Source organism: Sphingobacterium sp. ML3W (genome assembly GCF_000747525.1).
Lineage (GTDB): Bacteria > Bacteroidota > Bacteroidia > Sphingobacteriales > Sphingobacteriaceae > Sphingobacterium.
In genome coordinates, this window is sequence record NZ_CP009278.1 from 3,146,048 (window position 1) to 3,168,023 (window position 21,976).

Here is a 21,976-nt window from a genome sequence, read left to right on the forward strand (position 1 = left end):
AGTTAAACAATTGCACTGATCAGGTTGCCTTCTACATCCGTAAGACGGAAAGGCCTTCCCTGAAATTCATAAGTAAATTTTTCATGGTCGAAACCGAGTAAATGGAGCATAGTAGCATGTACATCATGCACTGAAGACCTACCACTGACCCCAGTAAAACCGATTTCATCCGTCTCTCCATAGGTCACTCCGGGCTTGACTCCACCGCCAGCCATCCATATCGTATAAGCATCGGTATGATGATCACGTCCTAAGAAAGGCATATCGCTGTTATCTCGGTTTTCTTGCATCGGAGTTCTACCAAATTCACCACCCCACACGACCAATGTTTCATCCAACAATCCGCGCTGTTTCAAGTCCATGATCAATGCCGTCATCGGTCGATCTATCTCTCTACATTTATTTCGAAATCCATAATCGATAGAATCGGAAGCATTGGTTCCATGACTATCCCAGCCCCAATCGAATAATTGTACATAACGCACACCCTGCTCAACGAGCTTACGCGCTAACAAGCAATTATTTGCAAAGGATTCTTTCCCAGGTTCTGTACCATACAATTCATGAATATGTGCAGGCTCTTGGCTGATATCCATCACTTCTGGAACTGCGACCTGCATTTTGTAAGCCATCTCATATTGGGCTATTCGCGATAGTGTTTCAGGATCTTTGTAAGTATCATATTCGTCTTTATTCACTTCATTGATGGCATCTATGGCATGTCTCTTTAAGTCTCTATCCATACCATCGGGGTCAGCAAGATAAAGTACAGGATCACCTTTGGAACGACATTGCACACCTTGATAAACTGACGGCAAGAAACCCGAACCCCATACACTTTTTCCTGCATCGGGCGTTTTCCCTCCTGAGGTCAAAACAACAAATCCTGGTAAGTTACTATTCTCCGATCCCAAACCATAGGTTACCCAAGAGCCGATACTCGGTCTTCCAAGTCTTGCACTTCCTGTCTGCATAAATAATTGTGCAGGGCCATGGTTGAATTGATCCGTATGCACCGCCTTTAGGAAACTGACATCGTCCACCACTTTACTAAAGTGTGGTAAATGGTCCGATACCCAAGCACCACTTTGTCCATATTGTTTAAAGGTGGCCTGCGGGCCCAACATCTTAGGGATACCCCGTATGAAAGCAAACTTCTTACCCGCCAAAAGCGATTCCGGACAAGGTTGGTTATGTAATGTTTGTAGCACCGGTTTATAGTCAAACAACTCCAATTGAGAAGGTGCACCTGCCATATGCAGATAAATAACACTTTTTGCTTTTCCAGGAAAATGTGGAGATTTTGGAATCAATGGATTTAAAGCATTCAGATCAAAAGCTCCACCCGTATTCGTATTACCACCACAACTTGCTAGAAAGCTACCTAGCGCTATACTTCCAACACCTGCCACGCAGTCTTTCAAAAAATGCCTACGCGTGACTGCTTGCAATTTTTGTTGCTGCAATTCACTAAATAATTTATTAAGATCTTTCATTGTCCTTACGATTTTGTTAGAAATTCATCCAAGTTTAACAATGCATTTGCCACAACCATATAGGCGGCTTTTGATGTTAATGATGGGTCCTTAGATTCATCTGCACTAGCAGCCATAAATTTAGCGGCCTCAGCAGGTTTCTTATTAAAATTTTGGAGTGCCGCTTGATACAATTTCTCTAATGCCACGACTTTATCTTCAGTAGGGCTCTTTAACATGAGCTCTTTGTAACCATGACTAATTATAGATTTCGGACTACCTGCACCATCTTTTTGCATCCGTCGAGATAAATGCTTAGCAGCCTCTATATAGACTGGGTCATTTAATGTGGTCAGGGCTTGCAATGGTGTGTTCGTACGAATACGATCGCCCAAGCAGACTTCCCTACTGGAAGCATCAAATGAAATAAATGAAGGGTAAGGACTTGTTCTTTTCAGAAAGGTATAAAGTCCTCTTCTATATTGATCTTCACCCTCACTTGTAGCCCAAGACTCACCACTATATACGGTCATCCAAACACCATCAGGTTGAAAAGGCATCACCGATGGACCATACATTTTTTTACTTAGCAGACCACTAACAGCTAACGTTTGATCACGAATTTGTTCAGCAGAAAGCCTAAATCTTGGTCCACGAGCTAAATAAATATTTGCAGGATCCTTATCAGCATCACTCTTCTTTAAACTTGAAGATTGCTTATAAGTAGATGACATGACTATATCTTTGATTAAGCTCTTCATACTCCATTTTTTAGAGTGCATCAAATCTAATGCTAAGTAATCTAACAAGTCTGTATGCATAGAAGGAATACTTTGCGTACCCATATCACCAAGCGGTTCTACCAACCCTCTTCCAAATAATTGTGCCCATACCCTATTAACCAAGGTACGTGCAGTCAATGGATTATCTTTACTCACAATCCATTTTGCAAAACCTAATCTATTTTTTGGCGCTCCTTCAGGAAATGTATTCAAAGTTGCTGGTACTCCTGGTTGTACTTCTTCTCCTAATGTCAATCTATTCCCCCTTTCGAAAACATGTGTTTTTCGATGCATATCTGCTGGATTTTCAATCATTATCGGCACACTTTCAGGATTCGTATTGATCAGCTGTAAAAATGTATTTTGCATGCTTTGCGATTCAACATTATTTGCAACAGGTAGTCCTTCTCGTAGCGCAAACCACTCAATCATACAAATCGGTTGATCTTTTCCCGCGCTTGGATTTCTAAAGATGAGGTAGAGATCATGAACCCCAGCTTCATCTTTAATAGCTGCCTGAATCACCTGTCTACCAGAAGTATTAGGAAGCTGTACTTCACTTAACAATGGCCCATCCTTACTACCCTTTCTCACTTCAATGACTCCACCTTTTAAATCAGTCCAATAATTGATATAGAGTTGCTTCTTACCTTGCAGCGAAATATTTTTTAACCGTGCACTTCCTCCTGAACGTACCCCTAACCATTTGGTATCATATAAAGCACCATTTTCTACTTGATCACTGTAATGTGCATGAATTTTGGGTTCTAATGTTTGTAAAAACAAATCGGTCGAACGAATTAAATCTTGATGACCATTCTTTGTCAACCAATATTTGATACTATCTACACGTTTCTCATCCTCCGGTTTATAAAAGCGTAACCTCGGATGATCACCTTGTGTATCTTCATCTCGCGTGTTGTTAAAAAATGCAACAGATTGGTAGTATTCTTCAAATTTAAAAGGGTCGTATGTATGACTATGACATTGTATACATTCGAATGTGGTGCTCAACCAAACTTGATAAGTCGTATTGACCCGATCGAGTACAGATGCTACCCGAAACTCTTCATTATCTGTTCCTCCCTCATCATTATTCATGGTATTGCGATGGAAAGCTGTAGCGATTAACTGGTCTTTAGTAGGCTCTGGCAATAAATCACCGGCTAGCTGCTCTATGGTAAATTCATCATAAGGCATGTCCTTATTCAAGGATTTTATCAACCAATCTCGGTATGGCCATATACGTCTAGAAGCATCTTTCTCGTAGCCTTTTGTGTCGGCATAACGTGCCAAATCGAGCCACCAGCTCGCCCATTTTTCTCCATATTGTTGCGAGGCGAGTAAACTATCTACTCGCAGTTCATAGGCTTCTTCTCTGTTATCATTAATAAATGATTCCACTTCTGTTAGCGTTGGTGGTAAGCCCACAATATCCAAATAGAGCCTACGTAGTAAAGTTTCTTTATCTGCTTGATCAGAAAAGGTCAAGCCTTCTTGATTCATTTTATCCTGTACGAAAAAATCAATATTATTGGATATTCCTTTAGGTTTCATACCAAATAAGCTTGCAAAAGAAAAAGGTTTCGGTACTTCAACATGTTCTGGTAAAGTATAAGCCCAATGTTCTCCCCATTTCGCTCCTTCATTTACCCATCTAGTCAAAATACTGATTTCTTCATCAGTCAACTTTGGAGCATTGTAGGGCATCCTTAACTCAGGGTCCTCACTGGTAAGACGTTTTATAAATTCACTATGATCCGCATCTCCTGCGATGATAGCTGGCTTTCCCGACTCTGTTTTAGCAAAGGCTTCCTCTTCAAAAAGTAAACTAAAATTCCCATTTTTCTTTACTCCGCCATGGCAAGTAATACAATGCTTATTGAGAAGGGGCTTTACATCAGCACTAAAATCCACAGAATCTTCTTTCTGAAAGGTGAACAATCCGATAGCAACGATTGCACACAATAAGAGGGATACGACGACAAGTTTTCTTTTCATTTTCAATACGATTTATAACTTTAGGTATGATGGACAACCAAACTGGCTTTCAAAATGGCCTATCGCATTTTTCGTTATTTAGGTGTATATAATAAAAAAGGTTAGTGATGATTGATGTTGTATTAATCATCATTTTGTTAATTTACTAAATTACACGTTATAAAAACAAAATATTACAACGATATTTGCTATTACTGACACTATATTACCCCTTAGATTGGTTCAATAATTGAAAGAAGAATAATGATTATCTTTTTATTGCATTGCCTAATTGGAAATTAAAAAAGGAGGACAATCTTTATCTGGTACTTTTGGAATGATTTTATGTCTTAAATTCTATAATTTTATTGAAAATATAGAACTTTACAATTGACTATTGAATTTCAATAATCTCAACTTATTATGGAAGCAGAAATCAGAAAAGAAATGGAGGAGGACTTTAGTCAAGTTTTCAATCTAATTGAACTTGCATTTAAAAATAAAAAATATAGCGATCATCAAGAGCAATTTCTAGTGCAAAAACTTAGAGATTCGGACGTATTCGAGCCCGAATTATCATTGGTAGCTGAATTTAATAAAGAAATAGTAGGTTATATATTACTAACAAAAATTAAGATAAAAAATGGTATAGATGAACATCTGGCACTAGCATTGGCCCCAGTGGCTGTTCTACCAGCATATCAAAAAAGAGGAATCGGTGCTCAGCTCATCCGTACAGCGCACAGCAGAACTGCAACTTTAGGCTATGGTGCTGTGATAGTATTAGGACATGAAAACTATTATCCAAAATTTGGATATCAGCCAGCTGAAAAGTATGGTATTCAATTACCCTTTGACGTACCTAAGGAAAACTGTATGGTAAAAGAATTAAGAACAAATGCATTAAAAGGTGTACATGGAATGGTCGAATATGCAAAAGAGTTTTACAGCTAAGGGGCTTATGTATATGCACATAAGCCCCTCATCAACCATATTTATTATAATCGTAAAAAAACTATAGTCTATCTCATTATTTGGAAGAAAAGGAAGCGAATTCCAATTCTGCTACATCAGATTGAAATGCTACAAATTGTTCCTGAGACATATTCTTGATTGGTAATCTAAATTCTCCGCAATCTAATCCAATTAATTTCATATAGGTCTTCCCTACCGATATTCCACCATATTTAGCCAATAACGTAATCATATCGATAGACTTTTGCTGTAAAGCATTTGCGCGTTCAAAATCACCAGCATTAAATGCAGATATCAAATCATGATATAACGGTGCAGCATAATTATAGGTACTGCCAACAGCTCCTTTTGCTCCTAAAATCAAAGAAGAAAGCATGTTTTCATCTCTACCCCACAACATATCGTATTTACGACCAGCATAATTCATACAAGATAAGAAGTCCATAAAGTCTTCATGTGTATATTTAATACCGGCAAAGTTTGGAATGACACCATCTACTGCTTTCAATAAATCGATCATTGGATAGTTCCCTCCAGTCAGGACAGGGATATGATAATAATAAAAGGCAGTATTTGGAGCTGCTGCGGCAATCTCGACACAACAGGCCGCTAATTGTCCAACATTAGCAGGCTTAAAGTAGAATGGCGATGTGAATGAAATGGCATCGACTCCTTCTTCTTCCGAAATTTTAGCCAGCTCTATACACTCTCTAATATTGGTTCCTCCCAAAAGTACAATTAATTTAAAATCTGGATCAGTCTTGGTTAGGGTTGACCAAGCCTGTACCACTGCGACTTTCTCTTGAAATGTCAAGGAAACTCCCTCGCCCGTCGAACCGCAAATAAACCCACCTTTTACTTGATTACTTTTTAAGGATTGATAGTATGCGGGAATTTGCTCTAAATTTAAATCACCGTTTTCATCAAATGGTGTGAATGGAGCTGCAATTAAGCCTTCGATTTTTTTAATTATCATTTATTTTAAATGTTTAAGATCTATTAAAAATCCTAATCCATACTGATTTGTATGAATTAGAATAAAATTTCACATGCTTTTATCAAGTTAGAATTGAGGGTAGCCTGCTGTTTGTTTAAGTGCCCTATTGTTGGTAAGCGATTTGCGATCGATTGGCCAAAGGAGTTTATATGCTTCCTGAGAAGAAAGACCTGTATGTGCAAAGACATACTTATCACCAAATCTTCTTAAATCATACCAGTACTTACCTTCTGCCAAAAATTCTAATTTACGCTCGTTTAGAATCGCTTCTACTGGATCCTTATCGATAATTTGATTTGGATATCCAAAAATACTTTCCTGATAATGGCTACCAAAAGCTCGCGCACGAACTTGATTGATTTCCTCTTTTGGGCTTTCGCCTAAAATGACTTTCGCTTCAGCCATGAGTAATAAAAGATCTGCGTAACGGTATATTGGAAAATCATTGCTATAAGCTCTTGATCCAGCATTTTGCTCTCCTTGATACTTATATAGAAAACAACCTGCTATCTTGTAATTTCCCACATCATCCTTGCTATAAGCAGCCTGTATAGAACTGTTTTTTCGTTCATCTAAATCATGGTAGTTACGATAGGTATTGATCCGAGTCGGGACACGTAGAATACCACCATAATTATCCTGAGTGACGCTAAAACTACGATTAGATAATGAGTCATAGAAATTAACAAGAATATTTGCATTAGGGACGAAGTCACTGATGAACCCGAGACTAGCTTCATTCAATTTATGTCTAATACCCAATATCATTTCATTATTACCATTGCTTTTGACATCGAAAACATTTTTGAAGTCTGGTTGCAGACCCAATGATAAATTTGACTTAATATCTGTTAGAGCATTTTTAGCAATCGTCGCATCTTGCTTTCCTCCCTCACGATGTGCAGACCACAAATAAACTTCCGCCTGTAGCATCAGCGTTGCTCCTTTTGACCAAAATGAGCGTGCTTGACGAATAGAATAATCTGTACCAAAACCTGCATTAGAACTTTCGATATCGGATTTGATCAATTTTAATACTTCTGCTGCTGGCGATGCTTCTTTAGCTAAATTAGAAACGTCTATCTTGTCGATAGCATCTGTTTGGATAACCGCGTCTCCCCAAGATCTATACAATTGAAAATAATAAAATGCACGCATACCGTGCGCGATACCCAAATAATAGTTCTTACTATCCTCCGAAAGTACAGTGGATATATTCAACTTACTGATCAATAAATTGAGTTGATTGATCTGATCATATAGTCCTCCAAAGTTAGATACTCCTGGATTATCCATATCCAAATTATGTTGCCACATCCGTTCTATACCTTGCGAAGCTTCACCTGTAAAGGAGGCTGTAGTACCCGGATCATTACCAAAGGTACCTGAACGGAGTTCTCCTAAAAATAAAAAACTTCGTTCATGCGTACGAAAGCGAGCATGCAAACCCACTACAAAAGAATCGAATTGATCTGCAGTTTTCCAATAAACCGCATCACTATAGTTACTTATTGGACTGAGTTCTAAATTGTTGCTACATGAGCTCATGCCCATACAGGTTAAGCTGCCTAAAATAATATAGGTAAATATATTTTTTTTCATGATAATTTCAAGATTAAATACCGTTAAAAAGAAAGTTGAACACCCAATACATAAGACCTTGGTGTAGGATATGTTCCGCCATAAACTCCTGTAACCACATTATCTCCATTGACAGGTGGCTCAGGAGTTGGTCCTGTAAATTTGGTAATGTAAAACAGATTGTTTCCACTAACGTATACACGTGCTCTGGATAGGATATGCGTTTTTGAATGCAACCATTTTGGAAGATCATAAGAAAGTGTAATCTCACGAAGCGCCAAATAGTCCCCCTTCTCATAGAATCGAGAATTATTACTATTCAAATTCGGATTCGCATTATTACTTCTTGTATAGTTCTGCTTAGAGCCAACGACCTGATCTGCAAAATAGACTTTAGGAATATCGGTATCTGTATTCGTTGGAGACCAAGCTTGCTTTTGCATTTCCAAGTAATTAAAAGTACCTTGATAGTTGCCTAAAGTACGTGCAACTAAGTCATTATAAATGGTATGCCCTAATGCAAATTCCCAGTTTGTAAACATGCTGAAACCTTTATAACTCATATTGGTCGTAAATCCACCTGTCCATTTCGGATTGATGTTACCGATGTATACTTGATCACGTGAATCGATGATATCATTGCCATCTACATCTAACCAATTGACGTCTCCAGGTGTAATACGACCATTCGTGCCCGCTGGAAGATTAGGACCTGTAATACCTGCAATATTATCTTTTCTATTTCCTGCGATTTGATTAACTTCAGCCTCATCTTTAAAGATAGATACTTGTTTATAGGCATAGATATCTCCTAAAGTTCGTCCTTCTTGATATCCTCCTACCCACTCCACCTGACCAGATGAAGGGTCATATACCTGAATTCCACCTTGTCTATTAAATTCATTACCGTTACTAGGAAGTTCTAGAATTTTATTTTTAACATAAGCTGCATTTGCACCGATGTTTAGATTAAAACCTTCTGGATTACGGATAATCTGCGATTGAATGCCAATCTCATAACCTTTATTTTGTAAGGTCCCTAAATTGGTTACAATTTTCCCAAACCCAACATAACTAGGTAGTTCCAAATCGGTCAACAAGTTACTTGTACGACGGTCATAATAATCAAACAAAACGGTTACACGATTATTCAAAATACCAAGATCTAAACCAGCTCCTGTTGTTTTACTAGTCTCCCAGGCTAAATTCGTATTGACGGGCGAAGTATTAAGATAACCAGCTAAACCATTGTAGTTAGCTTGCTGATCGTATATACCTTGAACTTGGTAACGACCCAAACCAGCAATATTGCCATTTTCGCCGTAACTTACCCGAGGCTTAAGGGTAGTGATGTATCGGGATAGATTAGAATTCTTAAAGAAATTTTCTTGATGGATATTCCATCCAGCAGATGCTCCGGGGAAAAATCCAGTACGGTTTCCTCGTGCTAAAATTGATGTTCCATCCAAACGATAAACAGCATTTACCAATATTCTTCCATCATAGTCATACGCGAGCCTACCCATAGACGAAATAATCCGATATTCTGAAGCCGTTGTATTATTAAGGTCCGCGGGGAATACAGTTGAAGCATTTACAGTCGGGATATCATCTGTAGGTGCATTTCTTCCATATACTTGCATGTAATCAGTTTTCATTTTATAATATTCCGCACCCACCATTGCTGAAATATTATGCTTTTCTGCAATGCTCGTATTATAGTTTAAAATACCGTTGAACTGTGTTTGAAAATCTCTGTCCAATTTACGGTACGCATCACGTGAAGAGCTTCCAATGGTTTGAGGGTTCGCAAAAATATTGGAATAGGTCTGCGTAGACATTTGAAAGGATTCATTGAAGGCTTCTTTCATATAGCCATTACCACTCACCTTCAAATAGAGATTTGGTAATATATCCCACTTTACTGAAGCATTGGCAATAATACGGTTTGTTTCATTTTTCCTTTTGAGGCGTCCTAACCAATACAATGGATTACCATCATTAGTAGCCACTCCTGGATTTGGCTGTGTCTTTGCTTCATCCACCCAAGGGTTAAAAGTAGGCCAAATTGCTAAAGTACGGTATAATGCATTGGTTTCTGAACCTGGTGCACCATATTGTGAAGCAGTGGACAAGGTCACATTAGTAGAAATCTCGATGTTAGGTTTTATTTTATATGATCCATTGATATCACCTGTATATCTCTTATAATTAGAACCGACTATAACACCATCTTCATCAAAGGCATCAAAAGCCGCAAAGTATTTACCTTTGTCATTCCCACCAGAAACATTGACATAGTGATCTTTTGTGTATGTATTTCTGAACAGCACATCTTCTATTTCTCCACCATGATCTTTGTAGATAATCTGCCCTCCGTAAGGATCGTCAACAAGCTTCCACCCTTCGTTCAATAACGGTTTAAGTTCATCGGTATATTTTTTAATATCAAATGAAGAATTGTAAGCTGGATCCGTTGAAATCCCTAATCCCCTAGCGCTATTTACTGATTGCAATGATCTACCTGCATTTAAATAGCCCTGGCGTGTATATTGGATATAATCGCCTGCATTCATATATTTATAACCATCTCTACGTTGATTATAACCTCCGACAAATTTGTAAGAAACATTTGAAGTACCAGCCTTACCAGTTTTTGTTGTGACTAATAGCACGCCATTATTTGCCCGAGCCCCATAAATTGCTGTTGCCGAAGCATCCTTTAACAAATCAATCGATTCGATGTTATCTGAACTGATATCATTAAGGTCTCGAATTACCCCGTCTACAATTACCAAAGGTGCACCAGGATTATTGATGGAAGCTCCTCCCCTCAATTTAAGCATAGGAGCAGCTCCTGGTTGACCAGATTTATTGACAACCTGTAATCCGGGGATGTTTCCTTGTAAAGCAGTAGCCACATTAGATCTTGGAGAGTTTTGGAGGACTTCCTTATCCATTTTAGAAATCGAGCCAGTCACACTTCTTCTACTTTGCGTACCATACCCAACAACGACAACTTCATCAATCTGTTGATTGCTGGATTCCATTTTGATATCCAAAGATTCTCCTTGTCCAACTTTTACTTCAACAGACTGATAACCAGTAGAAGTAATGACTAATATCGCATTGGGATTGGTAGGCAGTACAAATGTACCATCTGGTTTAGTTTGTAAAGATTGTTTACTTCCCTTTACACTAATCGTGACATTTCCGAGTAGCTCTCCTGTGTTAGCATCTCTAACTTTACCTTGGATGTTTCGGTCTTGTGCATGCACTAAAGCTAGATTCCCTGCTAGCATAGACCAGATCAATAGATTTTTTAATTTACGGTTTGAATACATATTGGTTATTATTAAGTATTACATAAAGCAAATTTATATAATTTATTCAATAAAAAACAATAGTAAATTAACATTATGTATAACATAGATATTACAATTAATCCTTATCTTTGTTTTTAAGCGTATACGAGCATTTTTATGAGTACAAATCCAACATTAGTCAATTTCATGAACTCCATTGACACTTCTTCTTTAGTAGATAAAGTGGAGAAAGAAATTATCAATTTATTTATTAATCAAGGGCTAAAAGTAGGTGATGCACTTCCAAAGGAATTGGAGTTAGCAGAAACTTTAGGGGTTAGTCGAACTGTTATCCGTGAGGCCATGTTACGTTTACGATTAGTAGGCCTAGTAGACTCTAAAAAACATCGAGGTGCAGTATTGACAAGCCCAGATTTGATTAGCCCAATGAAGAAATCACTTTATCCAACGATTATGGATGATAAGACTCTTCGTGATTTATTTGAAATGCGATTGATTTTGGAACTCGGAATGGCAGATCTATTATATCAACGCATCACACCTGAAGATATTGAGGAGTTGGAAACAATTGTGGGTAAAGAGTCGAATGCGCTAGATAACAGTATATTTGATATTGAAACTGAAGTCGCATTTCATGGTAAGTTATATGAAATCAGTGGTAATATTATGCTGAAGGACTTTCAGAACTTACTCTTACCAGTTTTTAAATTTGTACACTCAAGTGGTATGCTGGTAGAGAAATTTAATTCGAAAAATTTCATATCTCATCGCGGGCTTGTGGATATATTAAAAGTTGGAACTCCTGAGGTGTTCCGTAATGCAATGCGTAAACATTTAGACAATCATTTTCTACGCATACAACAATATGATAACAAAATTGAAGATTAAATCGAATCATAAAATATGATGCGCGTTAGCCCATTTCTTTAGGGTATAAAGCGCATCATATTTTTATTCTAACTTAACTGTAGAACCAATATATCAGCATAGATTATTCTTAAATCATCAGGCTAAAGCAAGCTTCACCATGTTTTTAAGGAAATTGACAATAGGATAAGTAGCAATAAACAGCATAAAAACTAAGCTATCTTTTTAAAAAATCGTACACTTTTAAAATAAGTAAAAGAGCCTTATTATCGCAATTGGTAGAAAAGTGAACAAGCGATTAAAATGAACGATAGATAGGTTGTATACATGATTTACAAACATTAATACTACTTTAGAATTTATACGTAATACCTAAGCGCATATTACGTCTAGCTTCTACGATGTACGAATAATAATCAACCCCACCTTGTGCTTTAATAGCTTCACTTGCCTTACTGAAAGAGCCTGCAGTCAACAATTTCTGATTGTCCAATAAATTATTGACGACCAAAGAAATATTAAATTGTCCCTTTTGATAACTTATTCCCCCATCAGTACGTACATAATTTTTAAAATTAGCATCCTTTGTAGTTCCAATTGCTCTGTCTAACATCGTTTGAACACTTCCTGTGAATCCAATTCCTTGCAACATTCCTTTTTGAAAACGATAAGTAATCCATGCATTGGCGGTGTGTTTAGCTGTATTTGGCGTGATATTTCCTATCGTATTTTCATCAGTCGCTTTTGAAATCTTTGAATCAGTAAATGCATAATTGGCATTAATATTAAAACCTTGTGCTATTTCTCCTGTTATATCCATTTCAATCCCTTTAGTTGTAGTTTCGCCCAATTGGATTTGAAAAGTTTTACCATTCATAATATGTTCAGGATCAGTGTCGGCAACTAAAGCATTTTGTCTTTTTATTTGATAAGCACTTATAGATGATATCCATTTACCATTAAACCATTCTTTTTTCAACCCTACTTCCAAATCATTTCCACGAATAGGTTTGAAAGCGTTACCTTCCCAATCTGTTCCTGAAACAGGGACAAAGGACTGATCATATAAAGTATAAATACTAGATGTCTTATCGATAGAATAACTTAAACCAATGCGCGGACTCAAAACATTATCTTTTACATCAGCTAAATGTGAAGCACCTGTTATTTGAGAACTCGTTAAACGAAGCCCTAGAGAAAGGCGCAATCTATCTTCTAAAAATGCCATTTCATCGTGAGCATATACTGACATATAAGAAAGTGACGTGACATATCCGTTTCCACCAGCTCTGATTTTCACATTTTTCGAACGGTCGATAGCAGGTAGCACGTCTCCCTTAATTCCATACTTTGGATCATATACATTAAGCGGATTTGTAGGGATAGAGTCCAATAAGGTTCTAAAATCTCCCCAAAACTTTTTAGTACCGAAATCGGCACCGACTAAAATCCGGTGACGAATTCCGCCCGTATGTTCTTCTCCGGTAAAAGATAGCTGTCCAAAGGTATTCTCACCAACTTCATCTGCGATGGATAAATTTCTTGGCATATCGCCATTCGCTTTCATATAATTTAACCATGTACTATTGGCAATCATATTGAAATTGAAATAGGCTAGTTGCGTATGAAAATTCCAGTTTTGATTCAATTTTCGATCAAAATAAAGATATGCACTGTGGTCTTTCAATTTGTTGGGCTCAAATGAAGGGTCACCATAGAAAAAATCATTAGCAATACCTGGATCTGCAAATTGTTTGGGCGAAAACACATAGTTACCATTAGTCAAATATGTTGATCCTTGGTAGGTATATTCTAAAGTTAAGGAGCTAACTGTATCAATTAAATAAGTCAATACTGGCGCGACTACGATACGATTGCTATAATTATATTTGGTATAGAAGTCTTTCTGCTGCCCCGCCACGTTCAATCTATATAGTAGTTTGCCATCCTTTCTGAGCTTACCGTCCAAATCCAACGCTCCGCGATATGTGCTGAAACTTCCAATATTGAAGGTTGCAGAACCTCTGCTATGACCTGTAGGCTTTTTTGTAACTACATTGTAAAAACCACCAGGTTCTCCACTTGCCAACATAAAACCAGCAGGTCCTTTTACAAATTCAATTCTTTCGATCATTGAAGCATCTTCAGCTGTCGGACCCCAAGAAGCTTCGATATTCATTCCATTTCGAAATGCAGGAATTTTCGAACCCCGCATCCGTATGTTGGCATATTGATTATCCCAGTGGCCTTGACGGGTGGCTCCGCTGATATTACGCGTGATGCCATCAATAACATCAAACACTTGTTGATCAGCCATTAAGTCTGACGATATAACCTGAATATTTTGAGGGAGCTCTAAGATTGGGGTTTGTAAGCGCAAAGAGCCTGAGATACTATCAAATTTATATTTCTGATAGTATTTACCGTATACCGCAACTTCATCAATAGATTGTGACTTCGCAGATAGCGTAACTGCACCTAAATACTGACTTTCTACATCAATGTCGACTTTTAACTGTAATTTATCGTAACCAATTGCTCTGATAGCGAGCTGATAATTGTCGGCATTTAACTTATCAAATACAAAGTGACCTTGCTTATCAGTAGAAACTGCTTTCTCGCTATTTACCAATCGGATGGTTGCTCCGGAAATAGCTTCCTTCTTGTCATTAATTAAATAACCGTCGATAGTAAACATTTGCTGTGCAGAAACTTTGCCAGCAAAATTCATTGATATGAATAATATAATAAATAAAAATTTTTGCATAGTGGATGTGATTCGAAAAATCTTCGAACAGTTAAATTTGAAAGTATGTTTTAAATTTAGATTTTAGCTGACTAACATCGTGTTTAGTCTACTGTTAAGTAGGTTGTAGATCCTATCCAACTAGCTGCGAATGGTAACCTTTGAGGTTCTTCTCCAGATTCGTAAAGCCAAAGAGTAAAATTTCTCAAGTCTGAATACCAATTGGAATTAATTTCACGTTCATTATTGGCAAACTCTCCGTAAAAGATATTTACTTCTTGCGGTTTGTTAAGTTGACCCTGCGTATGGGTTTCGATCCATAAAGCGTGGGCATTGGTAGTTTTGCAATAAAAAAGCAGTACTGCAAAACAAAACAGGGTAATTACATTTTTCATAATACGTTGTTTTTGTATAAACTTTTCAACTAATTATGAAAGGGTGCTGCAATGCATCTAATAAATTCTCATTTTTTTATTATCTTGCAGGTCCTTCCATAGGTCACATTATCGGAGGTGAATCATCTAGTTCGCTAGACAATTCGGCTAAGGTCAGTTACAGCTGCCCTTAGCTTATTGCCATGTAGTTGATTAACGTCTGCTACATGGTTTTTTGATTCTATTTAATCAAAAGCAAGAAACTCTTAAAATTATAGGCCTCAAGTATCCCGCTTATTTAGACTCATTAAAAACAATACAAATATAGAAGGAATATTTTTTGATGCAACATTTATTTTACATTTCTCTAAAAACCGAACTTACGGCCTTGTAGTAAGTGAAGTAAACTTTCAAAAGACTAACGCCAGTAGTTATAAGATTTATTGATATCCGAATTCAATTTAGAACTCGATAGAGAGTTAGCGATATGCTTTCTAAAAGACCTATTGTACATCTAAAGAGTATGGGATATCCAAAATTATCTATGCCCCGCGATTATTATTTTCTTTGGTGCTGTTTTTCCTTTTATTTCTATTTGACTCCTGTAAAATTGATTGGTGGACATAAAGCCTATCTATTAGCATCTGCAGAACCTTTATCTGCAACACTAATGGCTGTGTTTTCGCTTCATGTTCCTCTTCCATCTGGGCTTGGCGGAGAACATGCTGTATCATTTCGACTGAATTTTTATTATGCAAAAGTAAAAAGGCTGTATAATACAGCCTTCCCCTTCATTAATTCATAAAATTTTTAGAAAGAAAAATCATCTTTAGATGATTCACTAGCATATGCTGGATCATCAAAATTGGGTTCGTAACGTTTTTCGACAACTTCTTGATTTGATTTTATGTAATCAATTACACCTGTCAAACCCTCCGCAAATTTTTCAAAATCCTCTTTATATAAGAATATTTTGTGTTTAATAAACTGCCCGTCTTCGAAACGTTTCTTACTCTCTGTGATGGTAATGTAATAATCGTTAGACCGTGTAGCCTTTACATCAAAAAAATAAGTACGTTTACCTGCTCTCACTTTTTTTGAAAAAACCTCTTCTCGCTCTTTGTTTTCAAAATCTCCCATTGGTTATTATTTAAGTTTAAGTTATCTTAATCTGTGATAAATATATAATAATTAGCATGAAACTTCCAAATATTATTCAAAAAAAATCATATTTGACAGCATATTAAGTAGAATTAACGAACTTACCCTCTACATTATAACAAATAAACTCAAGCTTCCTTAAACAAAGAAATCATTTCACCGAGGATTTTATTACATTTACCGAATAATATTGATCGATTACCTATTTCAATTACTCCAAGATACCTAACCAACATATCTTTGAGGTATAAATTTAAAAGTCATGGAAAAAGAGCCATTCATACCAAAAAGCAACAACAGTAAAAATATTATTGGTGGTGTTATCATACTTATCGGAATTCTATTATTATTAAAAAATTTAGACTTAGACTTCTTCTTCCCTTCTTGGATTTTTGGGTGGTATACATTTGCATTGATTATACCAGGACTGATTATTGGGATGAACTCCAATTTTAAAAACAAAGCATCCGTTATCTTGATTGCATTAGGTGTAGCATTTCTTGTAAAAGAAATCATGCATACAGATTTTGGGGGAGTTATATTTCCCATATTGATTATAGGATTAGGTGCTTATTTTATTATTGGCCGCAAAAATGGTATACCGCCACTTCCTCCTATGCCACTCAATCCCAACAGTCCTCCTCCATCCCCTACGGATTACGATTGGGACAAGCGCGTTGTCTCGACAACAATCGATGAGAATGTAAAAGTTGATGATGTTACAGATGAAGCAGGTAACCGATCAACCGGAGATTCGACCGCAAATGATAGTAATAATCAAGGTCTGCCTAACGGGCAGACCTTTGGTGCTCAACAATACGCGCAGACCGAAAATAATTTTGAAGATGTACTGAATGTCAACTCTATCTTTGCAAGCGTTAAAAAATTCATCCTATCCAAAAATTTCAGAGGTGGAAATATCGCATGTATGTTTGGTAGTGTATCCATTGACCTAACACAAGCGGATATAACAGATGTGGCAGTGATTGATGCCTTCCAGATGTTTGGAAGTGCCAAAATCACAGTTCCTGCAAATTGGACAGTTTATTCAAATGTCTCCTCAGTTTTTGGCGATGTAGATGACCGCCGCTATACACTGGGTCTTAGCAGAGATCCATCTAAAAAATTATATATTACAGGTACTTGTCTTTTTGGAAATTTAACCATTAGAAATGCCTAGTCATGAAGGATAAATTATTATTGCATAATAAAAACAAACTAATATTATTCATCTGCTTAAGCATATTGATTGGCTATTTTGCCATGCAATATGCTTTGATGTATCGGTCGGGTTTTCCAATTGAGATAACAATTAAAGACTCCATTATCAATAGTCTCATGATGATGCTTTGCTGCTATGCCATTTCAACAACATTAAACTACTATATCCCAAAACCCAATCAAATTTGGAAAGTATTGATTATAGGGTTTATTATGAGCGGCATCAGCATATTAGGAAGTCGACTTGTCGTTCAATATTATCTTCCGAAGGAACATTTGAAGATCTATGACCTAATTATTCCCTATCGTTATATCGTCAATTTCCTAATTCTAACTTCTGTTGCAATTTTCATCATTGTCTGGAATATCCAAGAAGAATACATTTCCAATATCAAAAGAAAACAAGATTCGGAAAACCAATTGCGAGAAGCCGAATTATATAACCTAAGACAACAACTTCAGCCGCATTTTCTTTTCAATAGCCTAAATTCAATCATAGCATTGATTGGCACCAAGCCAGACCAAGCCCGTAATATGACCTTTCAATTATCCGACTTTTTACGCGGAACTCTCCGAAAAGAAAACAATCAATTGATTGTCCTGCAAGAAGAGTTAAGTCATCTCGAGTTGTACTTAGATATTGAAAAAGTAAGATTTGGCCATAGACTGGATATTCACATCGAACACGATAATGAAGTCTTATCATCTAAAATTCCAGCTATGATTTTACAACCACTTGTCGAAAATGCCATTAAACATGGCCTTTACAATGTAACAGAAAGTGTAATCATCAATATTAAATGCTTACTCATTGAAAAGAACCTACATATTTCGATAGACAATCCATTTGAACCAAACGAACCTATCCAGTCTAAGGGCACAGGATTTGGACTTACGAGTATACAAAGACGGTTATTTCTTCTTTTTGGACGAAATGACCTCCTTGACACCCATAGTGAAAACAATATATTTACAAGTAGTATCAAAATCCCACAATATGATTAAAGTTATCCTAATTGATGATGAACCATTGGCGCGTTCTATTTTAGTAGAATATTTAAGCAAAGACCTGTCAGTTTGTATTGTAGCAGAATGTGGAGATGGATTTGAAGGCGTAAAAGCAATCCAACAACATCAACCTGACCTTTTGTTTTTAGATGTGCAGATGCCAAAATTAACAGGTTTCGAAATGTTAGAATTGGTTGAAAATCCACCAGCAGTAATCTTTACAACAGCTTTTGACGATTATGCCCTGAAAGCATTCGAAAAAAATGCTATAGACTATTTGATGAAGCCCATTTCTCCAAATAGATTTCAGCAAGCTTTTGAAAAATTCAAGTTAAATTTTGCTAAACCTGCTTCAGAACCGGCACCAAACTATGAAGCGGTGATACATCAGGAAGAATCAAAACTCGACCGTATCGTTGTAAAAACAGGTACACAGATAAAAATAATTCCGGTACCACAAGTTAAGTATCTGGAAGCTTATGATGATTATGTGAAAATCCATACCGCAGATGGACTATTCTTGAAAAATAAAACAATGGCCTTCTTTGAAAAACATTTAGATGAACAAGCATTTGTTAGAATCCACCGTTCGTATATCATCAAAGTAGACCAATTAGCACGTATAGAGCCCTGGGAGAAAGATAGCTTCGTCGCAGTTCTGACAACAGGTGAAAAACTCAATATCAGTAAATCGGGTTATGCTAGATTGAAACAAATGATTGGCATATAAATAAAGTTTATGTAAATTTGCAGCAGTATATTCATTATGAAAAATTTTATTGCTGCATTTTTACTCAGTAGTTCGTTATCTGCTGTTGCTCAAAACACCAATCAAGAACAAATAAACCATACGTTCTATAATAAAGTTGAGTTTTTTATTAATTCACAACAGACCGACTCCATCTATACATTAGCTAATGATAATTTTAAAAGAGCAAATCCCTATTCTTCATTTAAAAACCAATTGGAAAATGAAATATATCCATTAGGTAGAATACAACATGCTGAAAAATTAAATTTCCAAGATGGAATCACACAGTATCGCATAGACTTTAAAGAAAAGTCATACCAAATACCTTTTGGAGTCGATAGTACGCTGCACTACCATACCTTTGGTTTTCAACCCATCAGTAAGCCAGTAGCAGAAAAAGAACTACCTGTGATAACCAATACGGTGGTAGAAGACAAAGTGGATTTTTTCATAGACTCTATCGCAAATTTCTACACAAAAAAAGGCAATACACAGTCTTTGACAATCGGCATTATAAAAAATGGTCAACTCAGCACATATTTCTATGGAGAAACTGAGAAAGGTAATACGACCCTGCCTACAAGCAGCACATTATATGAAATCGGTTCGCTTTCAAAAATTTTTACTGCTACCTTATTAGCTGATTTGGTCGAAAAGGGCACATTAGACTTAGATCAACCAATTATTGATTTTTTACCCGACTCCTTAAAAACAAATATAAGCTTACAAAAAATTACTTTTAAGTCCTTAGCCAATCATACTTCAGGATTACCGCGACTACCTGACAATATGGAGAAAGTTAAAGGCTTTGATGTCAACAATCCGTATAAAGACTATAATCAAAAATATTTATATCAATATTTAGCGACATTTAAATCGAAGCACGAAAGTGGTGAAGATTACGAATATAGTAATTTAGGTTACGCTTTATTGGGAGACATAATAACAAGTCTCACGAACAAAAGTTACAATACGAATATCCAAGAAATCATCGCGAAACCATTAGGTTTAGTTGCGACTTCTGACCTACTTAATCCCAAAACACAACAGCTACCAAAAGTCTATAATATAAAAGGAGAAGAAACCACGGCCTGGGACTTTCAAACATTTAGCCCTGCTGGCGGTTTAAAATCTACTGTTACAGATTTACTAACTTTTGCACAAGTCCAGTTCAAAATGCCGGAGACATCATTAGAAAATGCGATGGCATTAACACGTCAATTCACTTATTTTCTACCTCCTAATACAGATATTGGTTTAGCGTGGCATATGGATTTGCTAGATGATATCACGTATTGCTACCATACGGGTGGTACGGGAGGAAGCAGTTCTTTTATCGCAATCGCTCCTGATAAGAAAACAGCAGTAGTATTATTATCAAATGCTGCCGAATCTGTTGAAAAAATTGGAACATCTATTTTTCATATGTTACTGACCCAAAAATAGCGATAAAAAGAATCAGAATCCTAGGGGACATATTCAAGAATATGTCCCCTATTTTTTTGTTACGCTATAAATTAAATCAACAAACACATGACCTCCAGGATAATCCAATAAATAAACGATTAAAAATGTTGAATTACTTTTCTCCAGATTATGATGTACATGTAAGCAAATTTATCTAAGTTTGATAATACGATAATTTGAAATCAGCATTATGAAAGTTTTTGTCTGCAGAAAAATTCCACAAATTGCAATTGATAGTTTACAAGCAGCGGGTTTTACAATAAATTACCGCAGCGAAGCAGGAAATATCGCACAAGTAAATCTAATTGAATCTTGTCAAAAAGTGGACTTCTTATTTGCCGCAGGACACAACCTTCTGAATAAGGCTTTCTTTGACGCTTGCCCACATCTAAAAGGCATCGCTTTAATGAGTGCCGGATATGATAGCGTTGACTTGCACGAGGCGACCAAACGAGGCATCCCCGTAAGCAATACACCTGACGTATTATCCAATGCAACTGCTGATGTAGCTTTTCTATTGATGATAGCAGTGGCAAGAAAAGCTTTCTACATGCACAAAAAGATTATTAATAATGAATGGAAAGATTTTGAATTAACAGATCACCTCGGAATAGAATTGGATGGTAAAACCTTAGGCATATTTGGGCTTGGTCGAATTGGTTTTGAACTAGCTCGAAAAGCAAAAGCAGCCTACAACATGGATATTATCTACCATAACAGACACCCAAACGACGCTGCTAAAAGTATTTTAAATGCAAAGTACGTGAATTATGAAGATTTATTGGCCCAGAGCGATGTACTGTCTATACATGCAAACCTTTCACCAGAAACTAAAAACAAATTCAACAAAAATGCTTTCAATAAAATGAAGGATACAGCCATATTTATCAATACAGCACGGGGGGGATTGCATCAAGAACAAGATTTATATGACGCATTGACGAATGGTCATATATGGGGCGCGGGACTAGATGTCACCAATCCAGAACCTATGTCTAGCGATAATCCGTTACTCAGCTTACCAAATGTAGCAGTCCTGCCCCATATTGGTTCGGCTACCGTTGAAGCAAGAACAAATATGGCCATGATGGCAGCCCATAATTTAATCTCAGTTGCCAATCAAAGAGAAATGCCACAACTACTGAACAAGGAAATCCGATGAAAATGAAAAAATTTTACAAACTACTCAATAAAATCAACAAAATGATTTTACCACGTTATTCCAAGAAGGACCCATCAAAACTAACAAAATACCAACAGGCAAT

The 21,976-nt window shown here is 36.6% G+C and carries 16 protein-coding genes; 8 read left to right on the top strand and 8 right to left on the bottom strand.

Going from position 1 to position 21,976, the window contains the following annotated elements; genetic code table 11:
- Positions 1-2: 2 nt before the first annotated feature.
- Both KO02_RS13445 and KO02_RS13450 read right to left on the bottom strand, forming a co-directional pair.
- Positions 3-1,496 carry a DUF1501 domain-containing protein gene (locus KO02_RS13445; RefSeq protein WP_038699058.1) on the bottom strand — a complete coding sequence of 498 codons (1,494 nt, stop codon included), beginning with the start codon at positions 1,494-1,496 and terminating at the stop codon, positions 3-5.
- Between the two features lie 5 nt (positions 1,497-1,501).
- A complete protein-coding gene (locus KO02_RS13450) occupies positions 1,502-4,258 on the bottom strand; it encodes a DUF1553 domain-containing protein (protein WP_200878553.1) in 2,757 nt (918 codons plus the stop codon).
- Between the two features lie 402 nt (positions 4,259-4,660).
- On the opposite strand from KO02_RS13450, the gene KO02_RS13455 reads away from it, so the two are divergent.
- Positions 4,661-5,191, top strand: coding sequence for a GNAT family N-acetyltransferase (locus tag KO02_RS13455; protein WP_038699062.1), 531 nt, complete (start codon positions 4,661-4,663; stop codon positions 5,189-5,191).
- Positions 5,192-5,267: 76 nt separating this feature from the next.
- Here KO02_RS13455 and KO02_RS13460 read toward each other — a convergent pair whose 3' ends face one another.
- The 3 genes from KO02_RS13460 to KO02_RS13470 all read right to left on the bottom strand — a co-directional run bounded on the left by KO02_RS13460 (position 5,268) and on the right by KO02_RS13470 (position 11,134).
- Entirely contained in the window at positions 5,268-6,188 is a 921-nt protein-coding gene (locus KO02_RS13460) for a dihydrodipicolinate synthase family protein (RefSeq protein WP_038699064.1), read from the bottom strand.
- A gap of 87 nt (positions 6,189-6,275) precedes the next feature.
- Positions 6,276-7,811 (bottom strand): SusD family outer membrane lipoprotein NanU, encoded by a 1,536-nt coding sequence (gene nanU / locus KO02_RS13465; protein WP_038699066.1) that lies wholly within the window; start codon positions 7,809-7,811, stop codon positions 6,276-6,278.
- Positions 7,812-7,834: 23 nt separating this feature from the next.
- Positions 7,835-11,134: a SusC/RagA family TonB-linked outer membrane protein gene (locus tag KO02_RS13470; protein ID WP_235212257.1), complete on the bottom strand. Its 3,300-nt coding sequence runs from the start codon at positions 11,132-11,134 to the stop codon at positions 7,835-7,837.
- Between the two features lie 138 nt (positions 11,135-11,272).
- Here KO02_RS13470 and KO02_RS13475 point away from each other — a divergent pair, with 138 nt between their 5' ends.
- Positions 11,273-12,004, top strand: coding sequence for a FadR/GntR family transcriptional regulator (locus KO02_RS13475; RefSeq protein WP_051959945.1), 732 nt, complete (start codon positions 11,273-11,275; stop codon positions 12,002-12,004).
- Positions 12,005-12,335: 331 nt separating this feature from the next.
- Here the strand turns inward: KO02_RS13475 and KO02_RS13480 are convergent, their stop codons facing one another.
- Positions 12,336-14,714, bottom strand: a complete 2,379-nt coding sequence (locus tag KO02_RS13480; protein ID WP_235212258.1) for a TonB-dependent siderophore receptor — start codon at positions 14,712-14,714, stop codon at positions 12,336-12,338.
- Positions 14,715-14,833: 119 nt separating this feature from the next.
- Entirely contained in the window at positions 14,834-15,124 is a 291-nt protein-coding gene (locus tag KO02_RS13485; RefSeq protein WP_038699070.1) for a hypothetical protein, read from the bottom strand.
- A 466-nt stretch (positions 15,125-15,590) separates the two neighbouring features.
- Between KO02_RS13485 and KO02_RS23605 the strand changes: the two genes are divergently transcribed.
- Positions 15,591-15,908: a hypothetical protein gene (locus KO02_RS23605; protein ID WP_158500299.1), complete on the top strand. Its 318-nt coding sequence runs from the start codon at positions 15,591-15,593 to the stop codon at positions 15,906-15,908.
- Between the two features lie 5 nt (positions 15,909-15,913).
- Here the strand turns inward: KO02_RS23605 and KO02_RS13495 are convergent, their stop codons facing one another.
- Entirely contained in the window at positions 15,914-16,243 is a 330-nt protein-coding gene (locus tag KO02_RS13495; RefSeq protein WP_038699074.1) for a DUF3276 family protein, read from the bottom strand.
- Positions 16,244-16,526: 283 nt separating this feature from the next.
- Here KO02_RS13495 and KO02_RS13500 point away from each other — a divergent pair, with 283 nt between their 5' ends.
- The 5 genes from KO02_RS13500 (at position 16,527) to KO02_RS13520 (ending at position 21,873) form a co-directional block, all read left to right on the top strand.
- On the top strand, positions 16,527-17,444 hold the full coding sequence (locus KO02_RS13500; RefSeq protein ID WP_038699076.1) for a LiaF transmembrane domain-containing protein: 918 nt from the start codon (positions 16,527-16,529) through the stop codon (positions 17,442-17,444).
- A 2-nt stretch (positions 17,445-17,446) separates the two neighbouring features.
- Positions 17,447-18,490, top strand: coding sequence for a sensor histidine kinase (locus KO02_RS13505; protein WP_038699078.1), 1,044 nt, complete (start codon positions 17,447-17,449; stop codon positions 18,488-18,490).
- Positions 18,483-19,223 carry a LytR/AlgR family response regulator transcription factor gene (locus tag KO02_RS13510; RefSeq protein WP_038699080.1) on the top strand — a complete coding sequence of 247 codons (741 nt, stop codon included), beginning with the start codon at positions 18,483-18,485 and terminating at the stop codon, positions 19,221-19,223. The genes KO02_RS13505 and KO02_RS13510 overlap by 8 nt, the downstream gene beginning before the upstream one ends.
- A 36-nt stretch (positions 19,224-19,259) precedes the next feature.
- A complete protein-coding gene (locus KO02_RS13515) occupies positions 19,260-20,690 on the top strand; it encodes a serine hydrolase domain-containing protein (RefSeq protein ID WP_038699082.1) in 1,431 nt (476 codons plus the stop codon).
- 211 nt (positions 20,691-20,901) lie between these two features.
- Positions 20,902-21,873 carry a 2-hydroxyacid dehydrogenase gene (locus tag KO02_RS13520; RefSeq protein ID WP_038699084.1) on the top strand — a complete coding sequence of 324 codons (972 nt, stop codon included), beginning with the start codon at positions 20,902-20,904 and terminating at the stop codon, positions 21,871-21,873.
- Positions 21,874-21,976 lie beyond the last annotated feature (103 nt).